Genomic DNA, 19,484 nt, shown 5'->3' with positions numbered 1-19,484 from the left:
AATTGATATTTTGAAAGGATTGTGTGCATTTGGCAAAGGTAAGAAAAATAAAAGGAAGAAGAAAAGTTAGGAGAAATCGAACTTCTAAAAAACTGTCAAAATCAGTTTTGTATGGAATGGTTTTTCTGGCTTTTTTGTCTTGTTCGACCTTGATGTTCTATGCTATTTCTTCGCAAGACGGTGCTTATTCAGCTTCTGCGGATACAAGCCAGTCATCTCAAGATACGACAACGATTTCATTTATTCAGGAAATTGGTGAAACAGCGCGCCAAATTGCTGCTCAAAATGATTTGTACGCTTCGGTCATGATTGCGCAAGCTATTCTTGAGTCAAATAGTGGTCAGTCTGCACTTAGTCAACCGCCTTATTATAATTATTTTGGAATTAAAGGTGATTACAACGGGCAATCGACGACTATGCAAACTTGGGAAGATGATGGCAGTGGAGATGCTTATACGATTGATGCTCAATTCCGTTCTTACGGTAGCCAAGATGAATCGTTACAAGATTATGCACAGTTCTTACAAAAAGATATTTATGCTGGAGTTCGAAAATCAAATACAACAACTTATCAAGATGCTACGGCAGCATTGACAGGAACTTATGCTACAGACACGTCTTATGGCAGCAAATTAAATCAAATTATTTTAGAATATGACTTGACAATTTATGATAGTTGGTGAGCGTTTCTTTCTTTTGAAAAAGTTGTTCGATATTGTTTCAAACTTCAAAGAAAAGCGTGCAAAATACAAGTTATTTATGCTATAATGAAAAGTGATGTACAAAGAGGAGATTAGTATGGAATTAGTACGTGAAAAAGAATTTGTCAACCAATACCATTATGATGCAAGAAATCTCGAATGGGAAAAAGAAAATGGTACACCGAAGACTAATTTTGAAGTAACATTTCAATTAGTGAAAAAAGACACAGACAACAATCAAACAACAATTGTTTCTGTTTTGCAGTTTATGGTCGTGAAACAAGAGTTTGTTATCAGCGGTGTTGTCTCACAAATGGTTCACATTCAAAATCGTATTGTTAACGAACCAAGCGAATTCACTAAGGACGAAGTTGAATATTTGGCTGCACCTTTACTAGATATCGTGCAACGCCTAACATACGAAGTAACCGAAATTGCCCTCGATCGTCCAGGGGTTAAATTGGAGTTTAGAAATTAATGAAATTAGCAGTTATAACAGATACAACCGCAGTTTTGTCAGATGACATCAAGGCAAAAGAGAATCTTTTTGTCCTTGAAATCCCTATTATGATTGATGGTGTTTCTTATGTAGAAGGTAAAAACCTAAGTTTAGATGACTTTTACAAAAAGATGGCAGCATCACCAGTTCTTCCAAAAACAAGTCAACCAAGTCTAGCAAAATTAGATGAAATCTTAACAAAAATTTCTTCTGAAGGCTACACACATGTTGTTGGTTTGTTCTTGTCATCTGGTATTTCAGGATTCTGGCAAAATATCCAATTCTTGATTGAAGACTACCCTGAATTGACGATTGCATTTCCAGATAGCAAAATCACTTCAGCACCACTAGGTAGCATGGTTCGCAATACTTTGAACTGGGCTGAAGCAGGTGTTTCATTCGACGAGATTTTAGCAAAATTGCAAAAACAAATCGATGGAACAAGTGCCTTTATCATGGTGGATGATTTGAATCACTTGGTAAAAGGTGGTCGTTTGTCAAATGGTTCAGCTTTGATTGGTAACTTGCTTAGCATTAAACCAATTCTTTACTTTAACGACGAAGGTGTTATTGAAGTTTACGAAAAAGTTCGAACAGAGAAAAAAGCTATTAAACGTCTCGTTGATGTTCTTTCAGAAGTGACAGTTAATGGAGATTACGAAGTCTTTATTATCCATTCTCGTGCTGAAGAAAAAGCACAACACTTCTATCAAGCTTTGGCAGATAAAGGTCAGACTGATAATCTTGAAATTGTATCATTTGATGGCGTAATTGCTACTCATTTAGGGGAAGGCGCAGTTGCATTTGGTTTCACACCAATTGTCTAAGTGTTAGAGAGGAAAAGACATGAGTATTAAAGTTATCGTAGCAGGTTTTAAAGGGAGAATGGGTTCAGCAGCCGTTAATATGGTTAAGGAAGATAAAGACCTAACATTAGCGGGCTTACTTGATCCATTTGCGACTGAAACAGAAGTTGATGGTGTCCCAGTTTTTACTGACAAATCACAACTAGTTGGCTTTGATGCTGACGTGTGGGTTGATTTTACGATGCCATCTGTCGCTTATGAAAATACTCGTTTTGCCTTGGAGAATGGTTTTGCTCCTGTTGTTGGAACAACTGGATTTTCTGAAGAAGAAATTGCAGAGCTTATTGCTCTTTCTGAAGAAAAGAAAACTGGTGGACTAATCGCTCCAAACTTTGCTATCGGTGCTATTTTACTCATGGAATTTGCCGCTAAAGCTGCTAAATACTTCCCAGATGTTGAGATTATTGAACTACATCATGATAAGAAGAAAGATGCTCCTTCAGGAACAGCTGTTAAGACTGCTGAATTGATCCGTGAAGTGCGTCAGCCTAAAAAACAAGGTGCAGCTGATGAAGTTGAAACACTAAAAGGTGCGCGTGGTGCTGATTTTGATGGCATGCGTATTCACAGTGTTCGTTTACCTGGTTTGGTTGCTCACCAAGAAGTTATTTTTGGAGCACAAGGTGAAGGATTGACACTTCGTCATGATTCATATGATCGTATTTCATTTATGAGTGGCGTAAATATTGGAATTAAAGCAGTTGTGAAACAAGATAAACTTGTTTATGGTTTGGAAAAATTACTATGAAATTAAATAATTTGCCTTCTGAATTTCAGAAGGCTTTACCAATTTTAAAGAAAATTCGTGAAGCAGGCTATGAAGCTTACTTTGTTGGCGGTAGTGTACGTGATGTGTTATTGCACCGCCCAATTCACGATGTTGATATTGCGACAAGCTCTTATCCAGAAGAGACAAAAAGTATTTTTCATCGTACGGTTGATATCGGTATTGAACACGGAACAGTTCTCGTGTTAGAAGAGGGTGGAGAGTATGAAATTACGACTTTCCGTACTGAAGATGTTTACGTGGATTATCGTAGACCAAGCAGCGTATCATTTGTTCGATCACTTGAAGAAGATTTGAAACGCCGTGATTTTACGGTGAATGCTTTTGCTCTTGATGAAACAGGTTTGATTATTGATAAATTCAATGGTTTAGACGACTTGAAAGCGAAACTCTTGCGCGCAGTAGGAAATCCTGCAGAGCGTTTTAATGAAGATGCTCTTCGTATTATGCGTGGTTTCCGTTTTTCTGCGAGTCTTGACTTTGACATTGAACCTGAAACTTTTGCTGCTATGGCAGCACATGCGCCCTTACTTGAAAAAATTTCGGTAGAGCGCTCTTTTATTGAGTTTGACAAACTTTTGATGGCACCTTTCTGGCGTAAAGGGATTACAGCCATGATTGCAAGTGATGCTCAAAAATATCTTCCTTATCTTGAAAATGCACATGATAATTTGCAGCAATTGTTGGATGATTTATCTTGTGATTATCACTTTAAATCGTCTGAACAAGCTTGGGCAGCTTTGCTATTAGCTTTAGAGATTAAGGATGTTCGAGCATTCTTGCGTGCTTGGAAAACGTCAAGTCAATTCCAAAAGGATGTTGAAAAAATCGTATCAATTTATCGTTTCCGCATGACCAGTGAACTTGACAAGATGGAAATGTATAGCTATGGTAGAAACTTGATTGAGCAAGCTGAAGATCTTCGCTTAGGTTTTGGTTTGCCAGTTGATTTTGACATTATTGATCGATTAGATAAAGAATTGACGATTCATGATAAGCATGAAATTGTGGTCAATGGAGGCATTTTAATCAAAGAAATGCAGTACAAACCAGGACCAGAACTTGGTAAAATCTTAAAAGAAATCGAAAAACAAATTGTCCTTGGAGAATTAGCAAACGACAAAGAGGCAATTTTTGAATTCATTAGAAAGGAAAATAAATGAGCGATTTTATCGTAGAACATTTAACAAAATCTGTTGGGGATAAAACCGTCTTTCGTGATATTTCCTTTATTATTCATGATTTTGATCGTATCGGGATTATTGGTGTTAATGGGACCGGTAAAACAACACTTCTCGATGTTATTTCAGGTCGACTTGGTTTTGACGGTGATGTGTCACCATTTTCTGCCAAGAATGGTTATAAGATTGCTTATCTAACCCAAGAACCTGAGTTTGACGATGAGAAAACTATTTTGGACACTGTTTTGTCATCTGATTTACGCGAAATGACTTTGATTAAGACTTATGAAACCTTGATGGCAAATTATGATGAAGCTAGTCAAGATAAGCTTGAAAAAATCATGGCTGAGATGGACTCACTTGATGCTTGGGCGATTGAGAGTGAAGTGAAGACAGTTTTGACAAAACTTGGTCTTGAAGATTTGTCACAAAAAGTTGGTGATTTGTCTGGTGGTCTTCGTCGTCGCGTGCAATTAGCACAAGTCTTGCTAAATGATGCTGACTTGTTATTGCTTGACGAACCGACAAACCACTTGGATATTGATACCATTGCTTGGTTAACAAATTACTTGAAAACTTCTAAAAAGACAGTTCTTTTCATCACTCACGACCGATATTTCTTGGATAATGTGGCAACACGTATTTTTGAATTGGCAAATAGTCAATTGACAGAATATCAAGGAAATTATCAGGATTACGTTCGTTTGCGTGCAGAACAAGATGAACGTGATGCAGCAACGCTTCACAAGAAAAAACAACTTTACAAGCAAGAGCTGGCTTGGATGCGTACGCAACCACAAGCTCGTGCGACAAAACAACAAGCACGTATTAATCGATTTAATGATTTAAAAGCTGACTTGTCTGGTACGACTCAGTCGGCAGAGCTTGAAATTAACTTTGAAACAAGCCGTATCGGGAAAAAAGTTATCAATTTTGAAGATGTTTCATTTGCTTTTCCTGATAAACAAATCTTAACAGATTTCAATTTATTGGTGCAAAATAAAGACAGAATTGGGATTGTTGGAGATAATGGAGTTGGAAAATCAACCCTTCTTAATTTGATTAATGGTGATTTGAAGCCAAGTTCAGGTAAACTTGAAATTGGTGAGACTGTCCGCATTGGTTATTTCTCACAATTGCCAAAAGATATGGACGAGAACAAACGTGTTATCAATTATCTTCAAGAAGTGGCAGATGAGGTTAAGACAAGTGTAGGTTCAACAAGCGTCACAGATTTACTTGAACAATTCTTGTTCCCGCGTTCAACGCATGGAACTTTGATTTCAAAACTTTCTGGTGGTGAGAAGAAACGTCTTTATCTCTTGAAAATTTTGATTGAAAAACCAAATGTTCTTTTGCTCGACGAACCGACAAACGACCTTGACATTGCGACTTTAACTGTTCTTGAAAGCTTTTTACAAACTTTCCAAGGGCCAGTTATCACAGTTAGTCACGACCGCTATTTCCTTGATAAGGTAGCTAATAAAATTTTGGCCTTTGAAAATGGTCATGTCAGAGAATTTTTCGGAAATTACACGGATTATCTTGACGAAAAAGCATTTGAAGAAAATGCAGCAGAACAAGTTAAGAAAGAAACTCAACAAAAGACCGAAAAAGAAAAAACGAAAAAGAAACGCATGTCTTATTTTGAAAAACAAGAATGGGAAGTCATCGAAGATGAAATTGCCAAACTTGAAGAAGACAGCGAATCTATCGAAGCTCAAATGCAAGAAAATGCCAGCAATTATGGTAAATTGGCAGAGCTTCAACGTTCATTAGATGAAGCTAATAAAAACTTACTTGAAAAATACGAAAGATATGAATACCTAAGTGACTTAGCCGAGTAGGCGGGGTCACTTCTTTCATACACAAAATATAGAAAGGAAAGACCATGAAACTAATTTGGACTTATTTGAAAAAATATCCCAAATGGCTAATTCTAGATGTTGTAGGAGCTTTAACTTTTGTATTGGTTAACTTAGGTTTGCCAACAGCTCTTGCTCGAATGATTGACCAAGGGGTAACACCTGGAAATAAAGAACGTGTTTATTTTTGGGCGATTGTTATGTTTGCCATCATTGTCATTGGTACGATTGGGCGTGTTGTACTTGCTTATGCGGCAGGTAAAATCACAACTAATATGATTAAAGATATGCGTAATGATATGTATGATAAATTACAACAATATTCACACCATGAATATGAACAAATTGGTGTGTCTTCCCTTGTTACGCGTATGACGAGCGATGCTTTCATCTTGACACAATTTGCTGAGCAGTCACTTCGAATGGGTGTGATTACACCTTTGATGATGGTTTCTAGTGTTGTTATGATTTTACTGACAAGTCCGTCGTTAGCATGGATTGTAGCAGTTGCCATTCCATTTTTGATTTTAGTTGTTTATTATGTGGCAACTAAGACACGTCCATTATCTGAAAAACAACAAGCAACTTTGGATAAAATTAACCAATATGTTCGTGAAAATTTAACTGGCTTGCGCGTTATCCGTGCATTTGCTAGAGAAGATTTTCAAGAAAAACGTTTTGATTCGAAAAACGAAGAATACAAAGATTTATCAAGTTGTCTCTTTGTTTTGACAGGATTGACAGAGCCTTTGTTTGTTTTGATTATCATTTCAATGATTGTCTCAATTGTCTGGTTTGCTTTGAATCCGTTAGCAAGCGGTGCTTTGCAAATCGGTAACCTAGTTGCCTTCATTGAGTATAGTTTCCACGCATTATTCTCATTCTTGCTTTTTGCTAATTTATTTACCATGTATCCAAGAATGGTTGTTTCAAGTGAACGTATTTCTGAAGTTATGAATATGCCAATCTCTATCAATCCGAATGAAGATGGTGTAACTGAAACACAAACAAAAGGTTATTTGGAATTTGACAAGGTTACATTCGCTTATCCTGGCGAAACAGAAAGCCCGGTCTTAAAAGATATTTCCTTCAAGGCAAAACCTGGTGAAACTATTGCCTTTATCGGGTCAACTGGTTCTGGTAAATCTTCTCTTGTGAATCTGATTCCACGTTTTTACGATGTCACACTTGGTAAAATCTTAGTGGACGGTGTTGACGTCAGAGATTATCAGTTGAAAGCACTTCGTCAAAAAATTGGTTTTATTCCTCAAAAAGCTTTGCTATTTACAGGAACAATCGAGGAAAACTTAAAATATGGTAAGGCTGACGCAACAAACTTTGAATTGCAAGAAGCTGCAGACGTTGCGCAGGCAAAAGAATTTATTGAAAGTCGTGATGAACGTTATCAGACTCACTTGGCAGAGGGCGGAAGTAATTTGTCTGGTGGTCAAAAACAACGTTTGTCAATTGCGCGTGCGGTTGTTAAGGAACCCGATATTTACATTTTCGATGATTCATTCTCAGCTCTTGATTATAAGACTGATGCGCAGTTGCGTGCTCGTTTAAAAGAGGTTACGCATAATGCGACGGTTTTAATTGTCGCTCAACGTGTAGGTACTATTATGAATGCTGACCAAATTATCGTTCTTGATAAGGGTGAAATTGTAGGTCGTGGTACACATGACGAATTAATGCAATCAAATGATATTTATCGTGAAATTGCTAATTCACAGTTGAAAAATGTAGATGGAATGAAAGGAGAGTAAACATGGAAAAACGAAATGTATTTTTACGTTTATGGGATTATCTCCGCAACTATAAAGGTTCACTTTTCTTAGCGATTTTTCTTAAAATTTTCAGTGGTATCATGAGTGTGTTGGAGCCTTTCGTACTCGGTCTTGCAATTACTGAATTAACAGCAAACTTACTTGATATGGCTCGAGGTGTTTCTGGCGCACATATCAATACAACTTATATTGCGATTATTTTGGTACTGTATTTTATTCGTGGATTTGGTTATGAAATTGGTTCATACGGCTCAAACTTCTTTATGACTAAAGCGGTGCAAAAAACGATTCATGATTTGCGTCGTGATTTGAGTGAAAAAATCAATAAAATTCCAGTTTCATATTTTGATAGCCAACAATTTGGAAATGTTTTGGGACGTTTCACCTCTGATGTTGAAACAGTATCAAACGCTCTTCAACAAAGTTTCTTGCAAATTATCAATGCTTTTGTAACGATTTTTGCTGTTATGTTTATGGTTTTCTACCTTAACTGGAAATTAGCTTTGATTGTTGTAGCCATTATTCCGATTAATTATTTTAGTGCTAAGTTCATTTTGAAAAAATCTCAGCCATATTTCAAAAAACAAGCTGATACGCTTGGAGATATGAATGGTTTTGTCCAGGAAAATCTTTCTGGTTTTAATGTCATTAAACTCTATGGTCGTGAAGAAATTTCAAGTGAAGAATTTCGAGACATTACAGAAAATCTTCAAGAAGTAGGTTTTAAAGCAAGTTTCATTTCTGGTATTATGATGCCCGTTTTAAGTGCAATTTCAGATATGGCTTACTTACTTATTGCCATGCTCAGTGCGCTTCAAGTGCTAGCAGGTGCTTTGACAATTGGTAATATGCAGGCATTTGTTCAATACGTTTGGCAAATTAGTCAGCCAGTTCAAACGATTACGCAACTGGCAAGTATTTTACAAAGTGCAAAATCATCACTAGAACGTATCTTTGAAGTTCTTGATGAGCCAGAAGAAGCAGCTGAAGTCAAAGAACAATTGACACATGATTTGTCTGGTCAAGTCACTTTTGAGGATGTTTCTTTCCAATACACACCTGACAAGCCACTGATTCGTAACTTTAATCTTGACGTCAAACCGGGAGAAATGGTTGCTATTGTGGGTCCGACGGGTGCTGGTAAGACAACTTTGATTAATCTGCTGATGAGATTTTACGATGTCACTGGTGGTTCAATTAAAATTGATGGTCATGACATTCGAAATCTATCACGTCAGGAATACCGTAAGCAGTTTGGTATGGTCTTGCAAGATGCTTGGCTTTATGAAGCAACGATTAAAGAAAATCTCCGTTTTGGTAATCTTGATGCGACTGATGAAGAAATTGTTGAAGCTGCTAAAGCCGCGAACGTTGACCACTTTATCCGCACCCTTCCTGGTGGATACAACATGGAAATGAATCAAGAATCAAGTAATGTTTCTCTTGGACAAAAACAATTATTAACAATTGCGCGTGCTCTTCTAGCAGATCCAAAAATTCTGATTTTGGATGAAGCGACATCTTCAGTTGATACACGTTTGGAATTGCTTATCCAAAAAGCTATGGAAAAATTGATGCATGGCAGAACAAGTTTTGTCATTGCCCATCGTTTGTCTACTATTCAAGATGCAGACAAAATTCTTGTTTTGAACGATGGTCAAATTGTCGAACAAGGAAATCATGAATGCTTACTCGCTGCTAAAGGTTTCTATTATGACCTTTACAATAGCCAGTTTGCTAAAAACAGTTAAAAATTGAATATCAGTTTTAAAAATGGTATGATTAGAAAGTAATATTATCGATGTTTGGGAAAAGCCATCGCTAAAAAAAACCAGCCTAATGACTGATATTAGCGCCCCTATGGATTCCCATAGGGGCTTTTTCTTTGCCCAGATATCTTAGAAAAGAGATATTGAATGAAACGTCAATCTGCTCTTGTCGTCTTTAGTGGCGGACAAGATTCAACTACTTGCCTATTTTGGGCTTTAAAGCACTATGAACATGTCGAAACGGTGACTTTTAATTATGGTCAACGCCATAGCCTTGAAATCGAAGTTGCTAAACAAATTGCAGCCGAACAAGGTGTTAAAAATCACTTACTTGATATGTCGTTGCTTGGGCAATTAACTGAAAATGCATTGACTCGTGATATTGAGATTGAAAATCCTGATGATGATGTGCCAAATACTTTTGTTGATGGTCGTAATCATCTCTTCTTATCATTTGCGGCAGTGCTTGCAAAACGTCTTGGTATTACAGATATTATTACTGGTGTTTGTGAAACTGACTTTTCAGGTTATCCTGACTGTCGTGATGCCTTTGTTAAATCACTAAATGTGACTTTGAATTTGGCAATGGATTACAATTTTGTCATTCAAACTCCTTTAATGTGGCTTGATAAGTCAGAAACATGGGAGTTGGCAGATAAGCTTGGAAAATTTGATTATGTCCGAGAAAACACTTTGACTTGTTACAATGGTATCAAGGGAAGTGGTTGTGGTGAATGCCCTTCATGTAAACTTCGCCAAGCTGGTCTTGAAAAGTATTTAGCTAGAAGAGGTCAAGACTGATGTTTGAAATCCCAAAAGAAATTAAAAAACCGACAGGTGAGTCACTTGTGTATTGTCCACACCGTGTCATGGTTTCAAAAGAATTTACATTTGATGCAGCGCATCATTTATATGATTATGATGGGAAGTGTAAAGCACTTCATGGGCATACTTATCACCTACAACTTGCTGTTTCTGGAATGCTGGATAATCGCGCAATGGCAGTTGATTTTGGAGATATCAAGCAAATTTATAAAGACCACTTGGAACCATATTTGGATCATCGCTATTTAAATGAAAGTCTACCCTACATGAATACGACTGCTGAAAATATGGTTTATTGGATTTTTAAACAGTTAGAGCAGTATTTGCCAAAAGAGCGAGACACTCGAGTAGAATATGTCCGTTTATATGAAACACCAACTTCTTATGCTGAGTTCAGAAGGGAGTGGGAGTTAGATGCCTAAGCGACCATTAACCATTCCTGTTTTAGAAATTTTTGGGCCAACTTTCCAAGGAGAAGGCAGAGCAATTGGACAAAAGACCATGTTTGTAAGAACAGGTGGCTGTGATTATCATTGTGCTTGGTGTGATTCAGATTTTACTTGGAATGGTTCTGAAAAGCCAAATCGTATGACAGCAGATGAAATTATTGCTGAACTTGATCGACTGGGTACTTACGATTATGTGACTTTGTCAGGTGGGAATCCATGCCTTTTAGGGGCAAGTATGGGAGAATTAGTTACTAAACTCAAGGCGCGTGGTGTCACACTTGGTATTGAAACGCAAGGGTCACGTTGGCAAACTTGGCTTAAGGACATTGATCAGGTGACACTCAGTCCAAAACCACCATCAAGTAAAATGACTGTGAATTTTGAAACACTTGATTTTATTGTGTCACAATTGGAAAAAGACCAGCATACTTTTAAAATTCCTGTCTTTGATGATGACGATTTGGCATTTGCAAAAATGATTCAAAACCGTTATCAACCAGATGTTTTGTACCTATCTGCAGGGAACCCAGAGCCTCATGCTGCTGGAAATATTGTAGAAGCACAGCTTAATCGTCTGCGCATGCTATGGGAAACGGTGGCTGCAGACCCTGAATGGCAATCCGTACGCGTATTACCACAATTACATACGCTTTTATATGACAATAAACGTGGTGTTTAAAAAGGAGATTTAACATGACAAGAACAGATGAAATGAAAGATTTAACGCTTTTGGGAAACCAAAACACAAAATACACATATGAATACAACCCAAGTATACTAGAATCATTTGATAATCGACACGTTGAAAATGATTATTTTATCAAATTTAACTGTCCAGAGTTTACATCACTTTGTCCGATTACAGGGCAACCCGATTTTGCTACTATTTATCTATCATACATTCCTGACAAACTTTGTGTTGAATCAAAATCTTTAAAACTTTATCTTTTTAGTTACCGCAATCATGGAGATTTTCATGAAAATTGCATTAACACAATCGGGAAAGATTTGATTAAATTGCTTAATCCTCGTTACCTCGAAGTTTGGGGAAAATTCACACCACGTGGTGGATTGTCAATTGATCCATACTTCAACTATGGTAAACCTGGTACAAAATATGAAAAAATGGCAGAGCATCGTTTGATGAATCACGATCTCTACCCAGAAAAAATTGATAACCGCTAAAAATAAAGTCTCGGAAAATTATCCGAGACTTTTGTTTATTATAATTTAAATGAAAAAGTAATTCCTGAAACACCAACAGCCATAAGAAGAAGACCCGCAAGTCGACCAACAAATATAGCTGATAATGTTGGATTAAATAGGAGGAAGAGTCCAATAAGAATAGCAATTACAGCTGAACTCAAAAATCGATTAGCGTCGTAAAATCCTGCTTTACGCATTTGAAATCCACCAATTAAGCGAAGAATACCACTAATCAAAAACCAGTAAGCAGCGATTGTCATAACCGCACTTGATAGTGACATAGCTGAACTTGAGAGAAGAATAATGCCAAAAATAATGGATAGAATTCCCTGTAATAAGTACCAAGGTGAACGAGTGAAACTGCTAGAAAACATCATAAGACTGGTGAAACCAGAAAAGAAAATGATGATGGCGATAATCCAGCCAATCATAGCAGTTGTTGTAAAAGGATGAATAAAAAGAAACAAGCCGATAAGAGTTGCGATAATCCCTGCTAAAAATGAAAAACGTTTCATAATGATACCTCCTGTAAGTTACCTTTATCATATCACATTTTTCACAAAAAAGTTTGTTAGAGCATGTACTGACAGGTTTTTAGGAGTTTTTAATATTATATGTAACATTTTATGACATAAAATCGTGAATTTTTCAAAAAACTTATCGAAAATGCTTGACATCAATATTCAGAAAATTTATAATATTTAACGTAATAAAAATTACAATCTCGCATTTGGAGGAATATATATGACAACAGGTAAAGAGTACGTAGCTGGCGTCTTTGAAAAGGTTAAAGCTCAAAACGCTCACGAACCAGAGTTTCTACAAGCAGTAGAAGAGGTTTTCGAATCACTTGTCCCAGTGTTCGATAAATATCCAAAATATATCGAAGAAAACCTTCTTGAACGCTTGGTAGAACCAGAACGTATTATCACTTTCCGTGTTCCGTGGGTTGACGATAAAGGTCAAGTTCAAGTGAATCGTGGTTTCCGTGTTCAGTTCTCATCTGCAATTGGACCATACAAAGGTGGTCTTCGCTTCCACCCTTCTGTAAACCAATCAATCATTAAATTCCTTGGTTTCGAACAAATCTTCAAAAACTCTCTTACTGGTCAACCAATCGGTGGTGGTAAAGGTGGTTCCAACTTTGATCCTAAAGGTAAATCAGACAACGAAATTATGCGTTTCTGTCAAAGTTTTATGACTGAGTTGAGCAAACACATCGGTGCTGACACTGACGTACCAGCTGGTGATATCGGTGTAGGTGGACGTGAAATTGGTTACCTTTACGGTCAATACAAACGTCTTCGTAACGAATACACTGGTGTTCTTACTGGTAAAGGCCTTACTTATGGTGGATCACTTGCTCGTACTGAAGCAACTGGTTACGGTGCAGTTTACTTTGCAGAACAAATGCTTAAAGCACGTGGTGAAGACTTCGCTGGTAAAGTAGCTCTTGTATCTGGTTCAGGTAACGTAGCGATTTATGCAACTGAAAAACTTCAAACATTGGGTGCTAAAGTTGTCGCTGTTTCAGACTCATCTGGTTTTGTTTATGATCCAGAAGGTATTGATGTCCCACTTCTTAAACAATTGAAAGAAGTTGAACGTGCTCGTATCGTTAAATACGCTGAAGCTCGTCCAAGTGCAACATTCACTCCTGCATCTGAAGGCTCAATCTGGAACATCAAAGCAGACCTTGCATTCCCATGTGCTACTCAAAACGAAATTAACGAAGAACACGCAAAAGCTCTTGTTGCAAATGGTGTTATTGCAGTCACTGAAGGTGCAAATATGCCTTCTACACTTGAAGCAATTGACGTCTTCCAAAAAGCTGGTGTTTCATTTGGTCCTGCCAAAGCAGCAAACGCTGGTGGTGTCGCTGTTTCAGCACTTGAAATGGCTCAAAATAGCCAACGTACACCATGGACATTCGAAGAAGTAGATGCTAAACTTTACAACATCATGAAAGGTATCTACGAAAGCGCAGCATCTGCAGCTAAAGAATTTGGTGCAGAAGGTAACCTTGTTGTCGGTGCAAACGTTGCTGGTTTCCTTAAAGTTGCGGAAGCTATGTCAGCACAAGGTATTGTCTAATTTTCTAGAAGCATACAGACAGATTAAACAAGCCATTATTATCTTAATTAATTCTCTAATATCAAATAACCAAAAGAGCTCACATTGGTGGGCTCTTTTGGTTAATACCATTTTTTGATATAATGATTTTATCGAAAGAGGAGACTTTCATATGGTCACAATAAGGAAAGCAAAAGTAAATGACGCTAAAGCCATTTTAGAATTTTGTTATCAAATCGGTTCAGAAACAGACAACCTCTCCTATGGGAGCGAAGGCATTGGACTTTCTGTCGGCGATGAAGAGAGTATTTTAACAGAAGTTCAGAATGCTGACACATCTTTTTTCTGTTAGCTGAAGTTAATAACCAAATTGTTGGTACTTGTAACTATAGTGGTTTTCGTAAAAAACGCTTAGCTCATAGAGCTGAGATTGGGATTGCGGTAAAAAAGTCTAATTGGAATCAAAGAATCGATCGAAAGTTGATGACTCAATTAATTGCTCTTGCAAAGCAGTCTGATTTAAAAATTCTTTTCCTTGAGGTTAGGTCTGACAATAAGTCAGCTATTCACCTTTATGAAAGCTTGGGGTTTCAAAAAATTGGTACTTTTAAAGGTTTTATGGAAGTCGATGGACTTTTGATTGATTTTGATATTATGGAATTAGTAATGGAGTAAATATGATTAAAGAAATTGTAAAAGATACGTTTTTCTTGGCACAAAAATCAGAAGAAGCAACAGAAGCCGATTTGTATCTTGCAACGGATTTACAAGATACCTTGAATGCGAATCGTGAAAATTGTGTTGGTATGGCGGCAAATATGATTGGCGTAAAAAAACGTGCCATCATTGTGAATATGGGACTAGGTGATTTAATTATGTTTAACCCAGTTATGACGAACAAATCATTGCCTTTTGATACAGAGGAATCATGCCTTTCTTTGGTGGGTTCACGTTCGACACGTCGTTATCAAAAAATTGATGTTACTTTCATGGATAAAAATTGGAACAAACAAAGCCTTACGTTGACAGGGCTACCTGCACAAATTTGTCAGCATGAGCTGGACCATTTAGAAGGTATTATTATTTAAGGTGAAGGCGCTGATGGTCAGCGCTTTTTCTTTTATAGTTAAAAAATAATTAACACGAGAACTTTTTTCTTGACAATAGTTCTCATAAGAACTATAATATAACTTGCAAGAATTATTCTTGAAAGCTTTTCAGAAAGTGAGGAAAAAATGCGAGATAAAGATCCGTTTTCACAATTAAGAGACTTCGTTAATTTGATGGAAAACCGTGTGCACGAACTCGGTGAACTTCATGATGTGGAGAACTTAGCTGGTCCGCAGGGATTTGCGGTTTTATATCTGAGAGATAATGAAGACAAAGAAGTTTTCATTAAAGATATTGAACGTAAGCTTAAAATTTCAAAATCAGTAACCAGCAATTTGATTAAAAGAATGGAAAAGAATGGTTTTATAAAAGTTGTTCCATCTGAAGTTGATAAGCGTTACAAGCGTGTAGTGCTTACAGAACTTGGCCGAGCTAAGACAAAAGATATTGATGCTTTTCACGCTGCGGTTCACAAGCAAATTTTTGATGGCATTAGTCGTGAAGAGCTAGAAATTTCTGGTCGTGTCTTTGATCGTATTTTGAAAAATTTAGAAAACAAGGAGTAACGCATGTTAAAAATTTTTAAACGATTAACGGCAAAAGAAGTTGCTATGATAATTATTGCCGTACTATTTGTGTGTTTGAATGTTTTCTTGGATTTGAAAATCCCTGATTACATGTCAGATATCACATCCTTGCTATCAACTCAAGGAACAAAAGCGAAAGATATATTTGCTTGGAATTTTGATGCCCCTGGAATGCGTATGGTCTTGCTTTCTTTAGGAAGTTTTGCAGCATCTGTGGTTGTCGGTTTCTTAGCGGCACGTATTGCAGCAAGTTTCAGTACTCGTCTACGTGATGATATTTTCCATAGTGTTTTAGACTATTCGGATGCCGAAATCAAGAAGTTTTCAATTCCAAGTCTTTTGACACGTACAACGAATGATATTACTCAAATTCAATTAGTCTTCACAATGGGACTTCAAGTCGTTACTAAAGGTCCGATTATGGCGATTTGGGCAATTACTAAGATTGCTGATAAGAACCATGAATGGTTAATGGTACTTGTTGTGGCGGTTGCAGTCATGATTTTCATGCTTGCTTTCCTTCTTATGATGGTAATGCCAAAACAACGTATGATTCAAAAACTAACTGATAAACTAAACAGTATTACACGTGAATCATTAAGTGGTATTCGAGTTGTTCGAGCTTATAACGCTGAAAGCTACCAAGACGGTAAATTCGAAAAGGCAAATAACGATGTCACAAATCTTAACCTTTTCATTGGACGTTCAATGTCATTGATGTCACCGGTGATGACAAGTATTTCAAGTGGTATGACATTGGCGATTTACTGGATTGGTGCCTTCTTGATTGAAGATATTGCTATTCCAAAAGATCCGACAAAAATTGCAGGCGCTATGCAAGACAAGGTGAACATTTTCTCTGATATGGTGGTTTATTCATCATATGCCATGCAAGTTGTTATCGGATTTATGATGATGATTGCTGTGTTCTTTATCTTGCCGCGTGCGGTTGTAGCGGCAGGTCGTATCAATGAAGTTTTGGATACAAAATCATCTGTACTTTATCCTGAAGAAAGTAAAGCTAAACCAAAAGAAAAAGGAACTGTAGAGTTTGATAATGTTTCATTCCGATACAGTAAAAATTCTGAGGCTGTCCTAGAACATGTTTCTTTCAAAGCTAAGGCTGGTGATACAGTTGCCTTTATTGGATCAACTGGTTCAGGTAAATCAACCTTAGTGAACTTGATTCCACGTTTCTACGATGCGACGGAAGGAACAATCAAGGTTGATGGTGTCAATGTTCGTGATTACGACCATGATACGCTTCATAAGATTGTCGGATACATTCCACAAAAAGCAGTTCTCTTTAGCGGAGACATCACTTCTAATATGAATATGGGTGACAGCAATAGCTCACCACTTGATGACGATAAAATCTGGGAAGCTCTTGACTTGGCTCAAGGTAGAGACTTTGTCGAAAGCAAAGAAGGTCAACTAAAAGCGCCAGTTTCACAAGGCGGTCAGAACTTCTCAGGCGGCCAAAAACAACGTTTGGCAATTGCGCGTGCTCTTGCACGTAAACCAGAAATCATTATCTTTGATGATTCTTTCTCTGCGCTTGACTACAAGACTGACCGAATTCTTCGTTCACAATTGAAAGAACGCACAGCTGACATGACAAAATTGATTGTTGCTCAACGTATTTCGACAATCATGGACGCTGACCAAATCTTGGTTCTTGACGAAGGTAAAGTTGTTGGTCAAGGTACTCATGAAGAACTTCTTGCAAACAATGAAGTTTACCGTGAAATTGCCTACTCACAATTATCTAAGGAGGAATTAGAAAATGGAAAATAAGAAAAAAGCATCTTTCTATAGCAGAATGAAGCCATATATCAAAGGTTTCCAATTTCCATTTATCCTTGCGGTGATTGGAGCGATTATTTCTGCGACTATCACGGTTATTGGACCTGATAAATTAAAAGAGATTACAAATACGATTATGGACGGATTGACACCTACGAAAATGGGAACAATTCCAGGTGTTGATTTGGATAAAGTCGGAGAAATTGCAATGACACTTGCTGTTTTGTATGGTGTCTCAGCTGTGGTGGGTTATATTCAAAACTTTACAGTTGCCACAATCGTCCAACGTTTTTCACAACGATTACGTGCAGCTATTCAAGTTAAAATTAATCGTGTTCCACTAAATTATTTTGATAGTCATTCACAAGGTGATACCCTTTCTCGTGTGACAAACGATGTTGACTTACTTGCTCAATCACTTAACCAAAGTCTGGGAACATTAGTGACTTCTGTTGTGCTTTTGTTTGGTTCAATTTTCATGATGTTCCATTCAAATGTAAGTATGGCTTTGACAGCTATCGGATCAGTTTTCATCGGTTTCCTTTTGGTTATCGTCATTATGGGCTCATCACAACCATTGTTTAAACGCCAACAAAACAACTTGGCAGCAGTCAATGGTTATGTCGAAGAAATTTATTCTGGACACAATGTGGTAACAAGTTACAACGCGTCTGAAGAAACAAGTGAAGCCTTTAAGAAACTAAATACAAACCTTTATAAATCAATGTGGCAATCACAATTCTTGTCTGGTATTATGATGCCGCTGATGATTTTCACTGGTAACTTTGGTTACGTTATGGTCTGTGTTGTTGGTGCCGTCAAAGTTATTAACGGTGATATTACAATGGGTGATGTGGTTGCCTTTATGACTTATGTTCGTATCTTTTCACAACCATTATCACAAATTGCGCAAGCCTTCACACAAATGCAATCAGCAACTGCTGCAATGAGCCGTGTCTTTGAATTCCTTGAAGAAGAGGAAATGGAAGACGATTCTCACAAAGAACGTCAATTGACAGCTGTTAAAGGTGAGGTTGCCTTTGATAATGTCTTCTTTGGTTACTCTAAAGATAAAACGATTATTCATGATTTTTCAGCGGTTGCTAAACCAGGACAAAAAGTGGCTATCGTTGGACCAACAGGTGCTGGTAAAACAACCATTGTTAATTTGCTTATGAAATTTTATGAAATCGATAAAGGTCAAATCTCTATCGATGGTATCGATACTCGTAACATGTCACGAGAAGAAGTTCACGATCAATTCTCAATGGTGCTTCAAGATACTTGGTTGTTTGAAGGTACAATCAAAGAAAACTTGATTTACAACCAAGAAAACATTACTGATGAACAAGTGGTTGCCGCAGCTAAAGCAGTCGGTGTTCACCACTTTATCATGACGCTTCCTGATGGATATGATACTTATCTTGATGACTCAGTAACTCTTTCAATTGGTCAAAAACAACTTTTGACAATTGCGCGTGCGCTTTTGAAAGATGCTCCGCTTCTTATCTTGGACGAAGCAACATCTTCAGTTGATACACGTACTGAAGAATTGATTCAAAAAGCTATGGATAAATTGATGGAAGGTCGCACATCATTTGTAATTGCTCACCGTCTATCAACTATTAAAAACGCTGATCTTATCCTTGTTATGAAAGATGGTAACATCATCGAACAAGGAAATCATGATGAGTTGATGACAGAAGGTGGCTTCTATGCTGACCTTTACAACTCACAGTTTGAAGTAGCATAAAAATGTTAGAAAACTAGAGCTTTTCTAGTTTTCTTTTTTTTTGGTTCTTTGTCAACTGTAGTGGGTTGACTTATAATCACATGCGAGAGAGGACTTTGGTCCTCTCTTTCTTGATGTTCAAAGTGATAAGTATTTTTGTTTTGAAGTTGTCGAAATTTCTGAATCCAAAGGCTTGTCGTTTGATGTCTTTAATGAGTTTGTTGGTTGCCTCCAGTTTGGT

Annotated in this window: 21 protein-coding genes; 19 read left to right on the top strand and 2 right to left on the bottom strand. The window is 37.2% G+C overall.

Annotated features, from left to right (window positions below; genetic code table 11):
• Nucleotides 1-23: 23 nt before the first annotated feature.
• From HMPREF0819_RS03065 to queF, 12 genes are all read left to right on the top strand, one after another.
• The gene (locus HMPREF0819_RS03065; protein ID WP_004232147.1) at nt 24-683 is read left to right on the top strand and encodes a glucosaminidase domain-containing protein; all 660 of its coding nucleotides are present in this window, start codon (nt 24-26) and stop codon (nt 681-683) included.
• 115 nt (nt 684-798) lie between these two features.
• A complete protein-coding gene (locus tag HMPREF0819_RS03060; protein WP_021142489.1) occupies nt 799-1,179 on the top strand; it encodes a DUF1149 family protein in 381 nt (126 codons plus the stop codon).
• Complete coding sequence (locus HMPREF0819_RS03055) at nt 1,179-2,027, top strand: DegV family protein (RefSeq protein WP_004232141.1); 849 nt, start codon at nt 1,179-1,181, stop codon at nt 2,025-2,027. The genes HMPREF0819_RS03060 and HMPREF0819_RS03055 overlap by 1 nt, the downstream gene beginning before the upstream one ends.
• 19 nt (nt 2,028-2,046) lie before the next feature.
• Nucleotides 2,047-2,814 (top strand): 4-hydroxy-tetrahydrodipicolinate reductase, encoded by a 768-nt coding sequence (gene dapB, locus HMPREF0819_RS03050; protein WP_004232139.1) that lies wholly within the window; start codon nt 2,047-2,049, stop codon nt 2,812-2,814.
• The gene (locus HMPREF0819_RS03045; RefSeq protein ID WP_004232136.1) at nt 2,811-4,016 is read left to right on the top strand and encodes a CCA tRNA nucleotidyltransferase; all 1,206 of its coding nucleotides are present in this window, start codon (nt 2,811-2,813) and stop codon (nt 4,014-4,016) included. Before dapB ends, HMPREF0819_RS03045 begins: the two co-directional genes overlap by 4 nt.
• Nucleotides 4,013-5,881 carry an ABC-F family ATP-binding cassette domain-containing protein gene (locus tag HMPREF0819_RS03040; RefSeq protein WP_004232133.1) on the top strand — a complete coding sequence of 623 codons (1,869 nt, stop codon included), beginning with the start codon at nt 4,013-4,015 and terminating at the stop codon, nt 5,879-5,881. Before HMPREF0819_RS03045 ends, HMPREF0819_RS03040 begins: the two co-directional genes overlap by 4 nt.
• A 44-nt stretch (nt 5,882-5,925) precedes the next feature.
• Nucleotides 5,926-7,665 (top strand): ABC transporter ATP-binding protein, encoded by a 1,740-nt coding sequence (locus HMPREF0819_RS03035; protein ID WP_004232131.1) that lies wholly within the window; start codon nt 5,926-5,928, stop codon nt 7,663-7,665.
• Nucleotides 7,666-7,667: 2 nt separating this feature from the next.
• Nucleotides 7,668-9,437 carry an ABC transporter ATP-binding protein gene (locus HMPREF0819_RS03030; protein WP_004232128.1) on the top strand — a complete coding sequence of 590 codons (1,770 nt, stop codon included), beginning with the start codon at nt 7,668-7,670 and terminating at the stop codon, nt 9,435-9,437.
• Between the two features lie 165 nt (nt 9,438-9,602).
• Complete coding sequence (gene queC, locus HMPREF0819_RS03025; protein ID WP_004232125.1) at nt 9,603-10,256, top strand: 7-cyano-7-deazaguanine synthase QueC; 654 nt, start codon at nt 9,603-9,605, stop codon at nt 10,254-10,256.
• On the top strand, nt 10,256-10,702 hold the full coding sequence (queD, locus tag HMPREF0819_RS03020) for a 6-carboxytetrahydropterin synthase QueD (protein ID WP_004232123.1): 447 nt from the start codon (nt 10,256-10,258) through the stop codon (nt 10,700-10,702). The genes queC and queD overlap by 1 nt, the downstream gene beginning before the upstream one ends.
• Nucleotides 10,695-11,408 (top strand): 7-carboxy-7-deazaguanine synthase QueE, encoded by a 714-nt coding sequence (gene queE, locus HMPREF0819_RS03015; protein WP_004232121.1) that lies wholly within the window; start codon nt 10,695-10,697, stop codon nt 11,406-11,408. Before queD ends, queE begins: the two co-directional genes overlap by 8 nt.
• A 14-nt stretch (nt 11,409-11,422) precedes the next feature.
• Nucleotides 11,423-11,914: a preQ(1) synthase gene (queF, locus tag HMPREF0819_RS03010; protein WP_004232119.1), complete on the top strand. Its 492-nt coding sequence runs from the start codon at nt 11,423-11,425 to the stop codon at nt 11,912-11,914.
• 38 nt (nt 11,915-11,952) lie between these two features.
• On the opposite strand, the gene HMPREF0819_RS03005 is transcribed toward queF, so the two are convergent.
• On the bottom strand, nt 11,953-12,450 hold the full coding sequence (locus tag HMPREF0819_RS03005) for a DUF308 domain-containing protein (RefSeq protein WP_004232117.1): 498 nt from the start codon (nt 12,448-12,450) through the stop codon (nt 11,953-11,955).
• 229 nt (nt 12,451-12,679) lie between these two features.
• Between HMPREF0819_RS03005 and gdhA the strand changes: the two genes are divergently transcribed.
• The 7 genes from gdhA (at nt 12,680) to HMPREF0819_RS02975 (ending at nt 19,264) form a co-directional block, all read left to right on the top strand.
• Nucleotides 12,680-14,029 carry an NADP-specific glutamate dehydrogenase gene (gene gdhA / locus HMPREF0819_RS03000; protein WP_004232115.1) on the top strand — a complete coding sequence of 450 codons (1,350 nt, stop codon included), beginning with the start codon at nt 12,680-12,682 and terminating at the stop codon, nt 14,027-14,029.
• 151 nt (nt 14,030-14,180) lie between these two features.
• Nucleotides 14,181-14,360, top strand: a complete 180-nt coding sequence (locus tag HMPREF0819_RS09300) for a hypothetical protein (RefSeq protein ID WP_004232113.1) — start codon at nt 14,181-14,183, stop codon at nt 14,358-14,360.
• Nucleotides 14,345-14,683, top strand: a complete 339-nt coding sequence (locus HMPREF0819_RS09295) for a GNAT family N-acetyltransferase (protein ID WP_336495113.1) — start codon at nt 14,345-14,347, stop codon at nt 14,681-14,683. Before HMPREF0819_RS09300 ends, HMPREF0819_RS09295 begins: the two co-directional genes overlap by 16 nt.
• Before the next feature lie 2 nt (nt 14,684-14,685).
• Nucleotides 14,686-15,096 carry a peptide deformylase gene (locus HMPREF0819_RS02990; protein WP_004232105.1) on the top strand — a complete coding sequence of 137 codons (411 nt, stop codon included), beginning with the start codon at nt 14,686-14,688 and terminating at the stop codon, nt 15,094-15,096.
• A gap of 147 nt (nt 15,097-15,243) precedes the next feature.
• Nucleotides 15,244-15,684 (top strand): MarR family winged helix-turn-helix transcriptional regulator, encoded by a 441-nt coding sequence (locus HMPREF0819_RS02985; RefSeq protein WP_004232103.1) that lies wholly within the window; start codon nt 15,244-15,246, stop codon nt 15,682-15,684.
• Nucleotides 15,685-15,687: 3 nt separating this feature from the next.
• Nucleotides 15,688-17,502 (top strand): ABC transporter ATP-binding protein, encoded by a 1,815-nt coding sequence (locus tag HMPREF0819_RS02980; RefSeq protein WP_004232101.1) that lies wholly within the window; start codon nt 15,688-15,690, stop codon nt 17,500-17,502.
• A complete protein-coding gene (locus HMPREF0819_RS02975) occupies nt 17,492-19,264 on the top strand; it encodes an ABC transporter ATP-binding protein (protein WP_004232098.1) in 1,773 nt (590 codons plus the stop codon). The genes HMPREF0819_RS02980 and HMPREF0819_RS02975 overlap by 11 nt, the downstream gene beginning before the upstream one ends.
• A gap of 76 nt (nt 19,265-19,340) precedes the next feature.
• On the opposite strand, the gene HMPREF0819_RS08910 is transcribed toward HMPREF0819_RS02975, so the two are convergent.
• On the bottom strand, nt 19,341-19,484 hold a 144-nt coding region (locus HMPREF0819_RS08910), incomplete at its 5' end, for an ISL3 family transposase (protein WP_004232095.1).

It is taken from the genome of Streptococcus equinus ATCC 9812 (assembly GCF_000187265.1).
In the GTDB taxonomy this organism is placed as follows: domain Bacteria; phylum Bacillota; class Bacilli; order Lactobacillales; family Streptococcaceae; genus Streptococcus; species Streptococcus equinus.
Note: the sequence above shows the minus strand (reverse complement) of the source record. Positions and strands in the feature narration are given on the sequence as shown.

Coding starts and splice junctions, on each gene's coding strand:
- HMPREF0819_RS03060 (WP_021142489.1), top strand. CDS start 799: ATGGAATTAGTACGTGAAAAAGAATTTGTCAACCAATACCATTATGAT.
- HMPREF0819_RS03055 (WP_004232141.1), top strand. CDS start 1,179: ATGAAATTAGCAGTTATAACAGATACAACCGCAGTTTTGTCAGATGAC.
- dapB (WP_004232139.1), top strand. CDS start 2,047: ATGAGTATTAAAGTTATCGTAGCAGGTTTTAAAGGGAGAATGGGTTCA.
- HMPREF0819_RS03045 (WP_004232136.1), top strand. CDS start 2,811: ATGAAATTAAATAATTTGCCTTCTGAATTTCAGAAGGCTTTACCAATT.
- HMPREF0819_RS03040 (WP_004232133.1), top strand. CDS start 4,013: ATGAGCGATTTTATCGTAGAACATTTAACAAAATCTGTTGGGGATAAA.
- HMPREF0819_RS03035 (WP_004232131.1), top strand. CDS start 5,926: ATGAAACTAATTTGGACTTATTTGAAAAAATATCCCAAATGGCTAATT.
- HMPREF0819_RS03030 (WP_004232128.1), top strand. CDS start 7,668: ATGGAAAAACGAAATGTATTTTTACGTTTATGGGATTATCTCCGCAAC.
- queC (WP_004232125.1), top strand. CDS start 9,603: ATGAAACGTCAATCTGCTCTTGTCGTCTTTAGTGGCGGACAAGATTCA.
- queD (WP_004232123.1), top strand. CDS start 10,256: ATGTTTGAAATCCCAAAAGAAATTAAAAAACCGACAGGTGAGTCACTT.
- queE (WP_004232121.1), top strand. CDS start 10,695: ATGCCTAAGCGACCATTAACCATTCCTGTTTTAGAAATTTTTGGGCCA.
- queF (WP_004232119.1), top strand. CDS start 11,423: ATGACAAGAACAGATGAAATGAAAGATTTAACGCTTTTGGGAAACCAA.
- HMPREF0819_RS03005 (WP_004232117.1), bottom strand. CDS start 12,450: ATGAAACGTTTTTCATTTTTAGCAGGGATTATCGCAACTCTTATCGGC.
- gdhA (WP_004232115.1), top strand. CDS start 12,680: ATGACAACAGGTAAAGAGTACGTAGCTGGCGTCTTTGAAAAGGTTAAA.
- HMPREF0819_RS09300 (WP_004232113.1), top strand. CDS start 14,181: ATGGTCACAATAAGGAAAGCAAAAGTAAATGACGCTAAAGCCATTTTA.
- HMPREF0819_RS02990 (WP_004232105.1), top strand. CDS start 14,686: ATGATTAAAGAAATTGTAAAAGATACGTTTTTCTTGGCACAAAAATCA.
- HMPREF0819_RS02985 (WP_004232103.1), top strand. CDS start 15,244: ATGCGAGATAAAGATCCGTTTTCACAATTAAGAGACTTCGTTAATTTG.
- HMPREF0819_RS02980 (WP_004232101.1), top strand. CDS start 15,688: ATGTTAAAAATTTTTAAACGATTAACGGCAAAAGAAGTTGCTATGATA.
- HMPREF0819_RS02975 (WP_004232098.1), top strand. CDS start 17,492: ATGGAAAATAAGAAAAAAGCATCTTTCTATAGCAGAATGAAGCCATAT.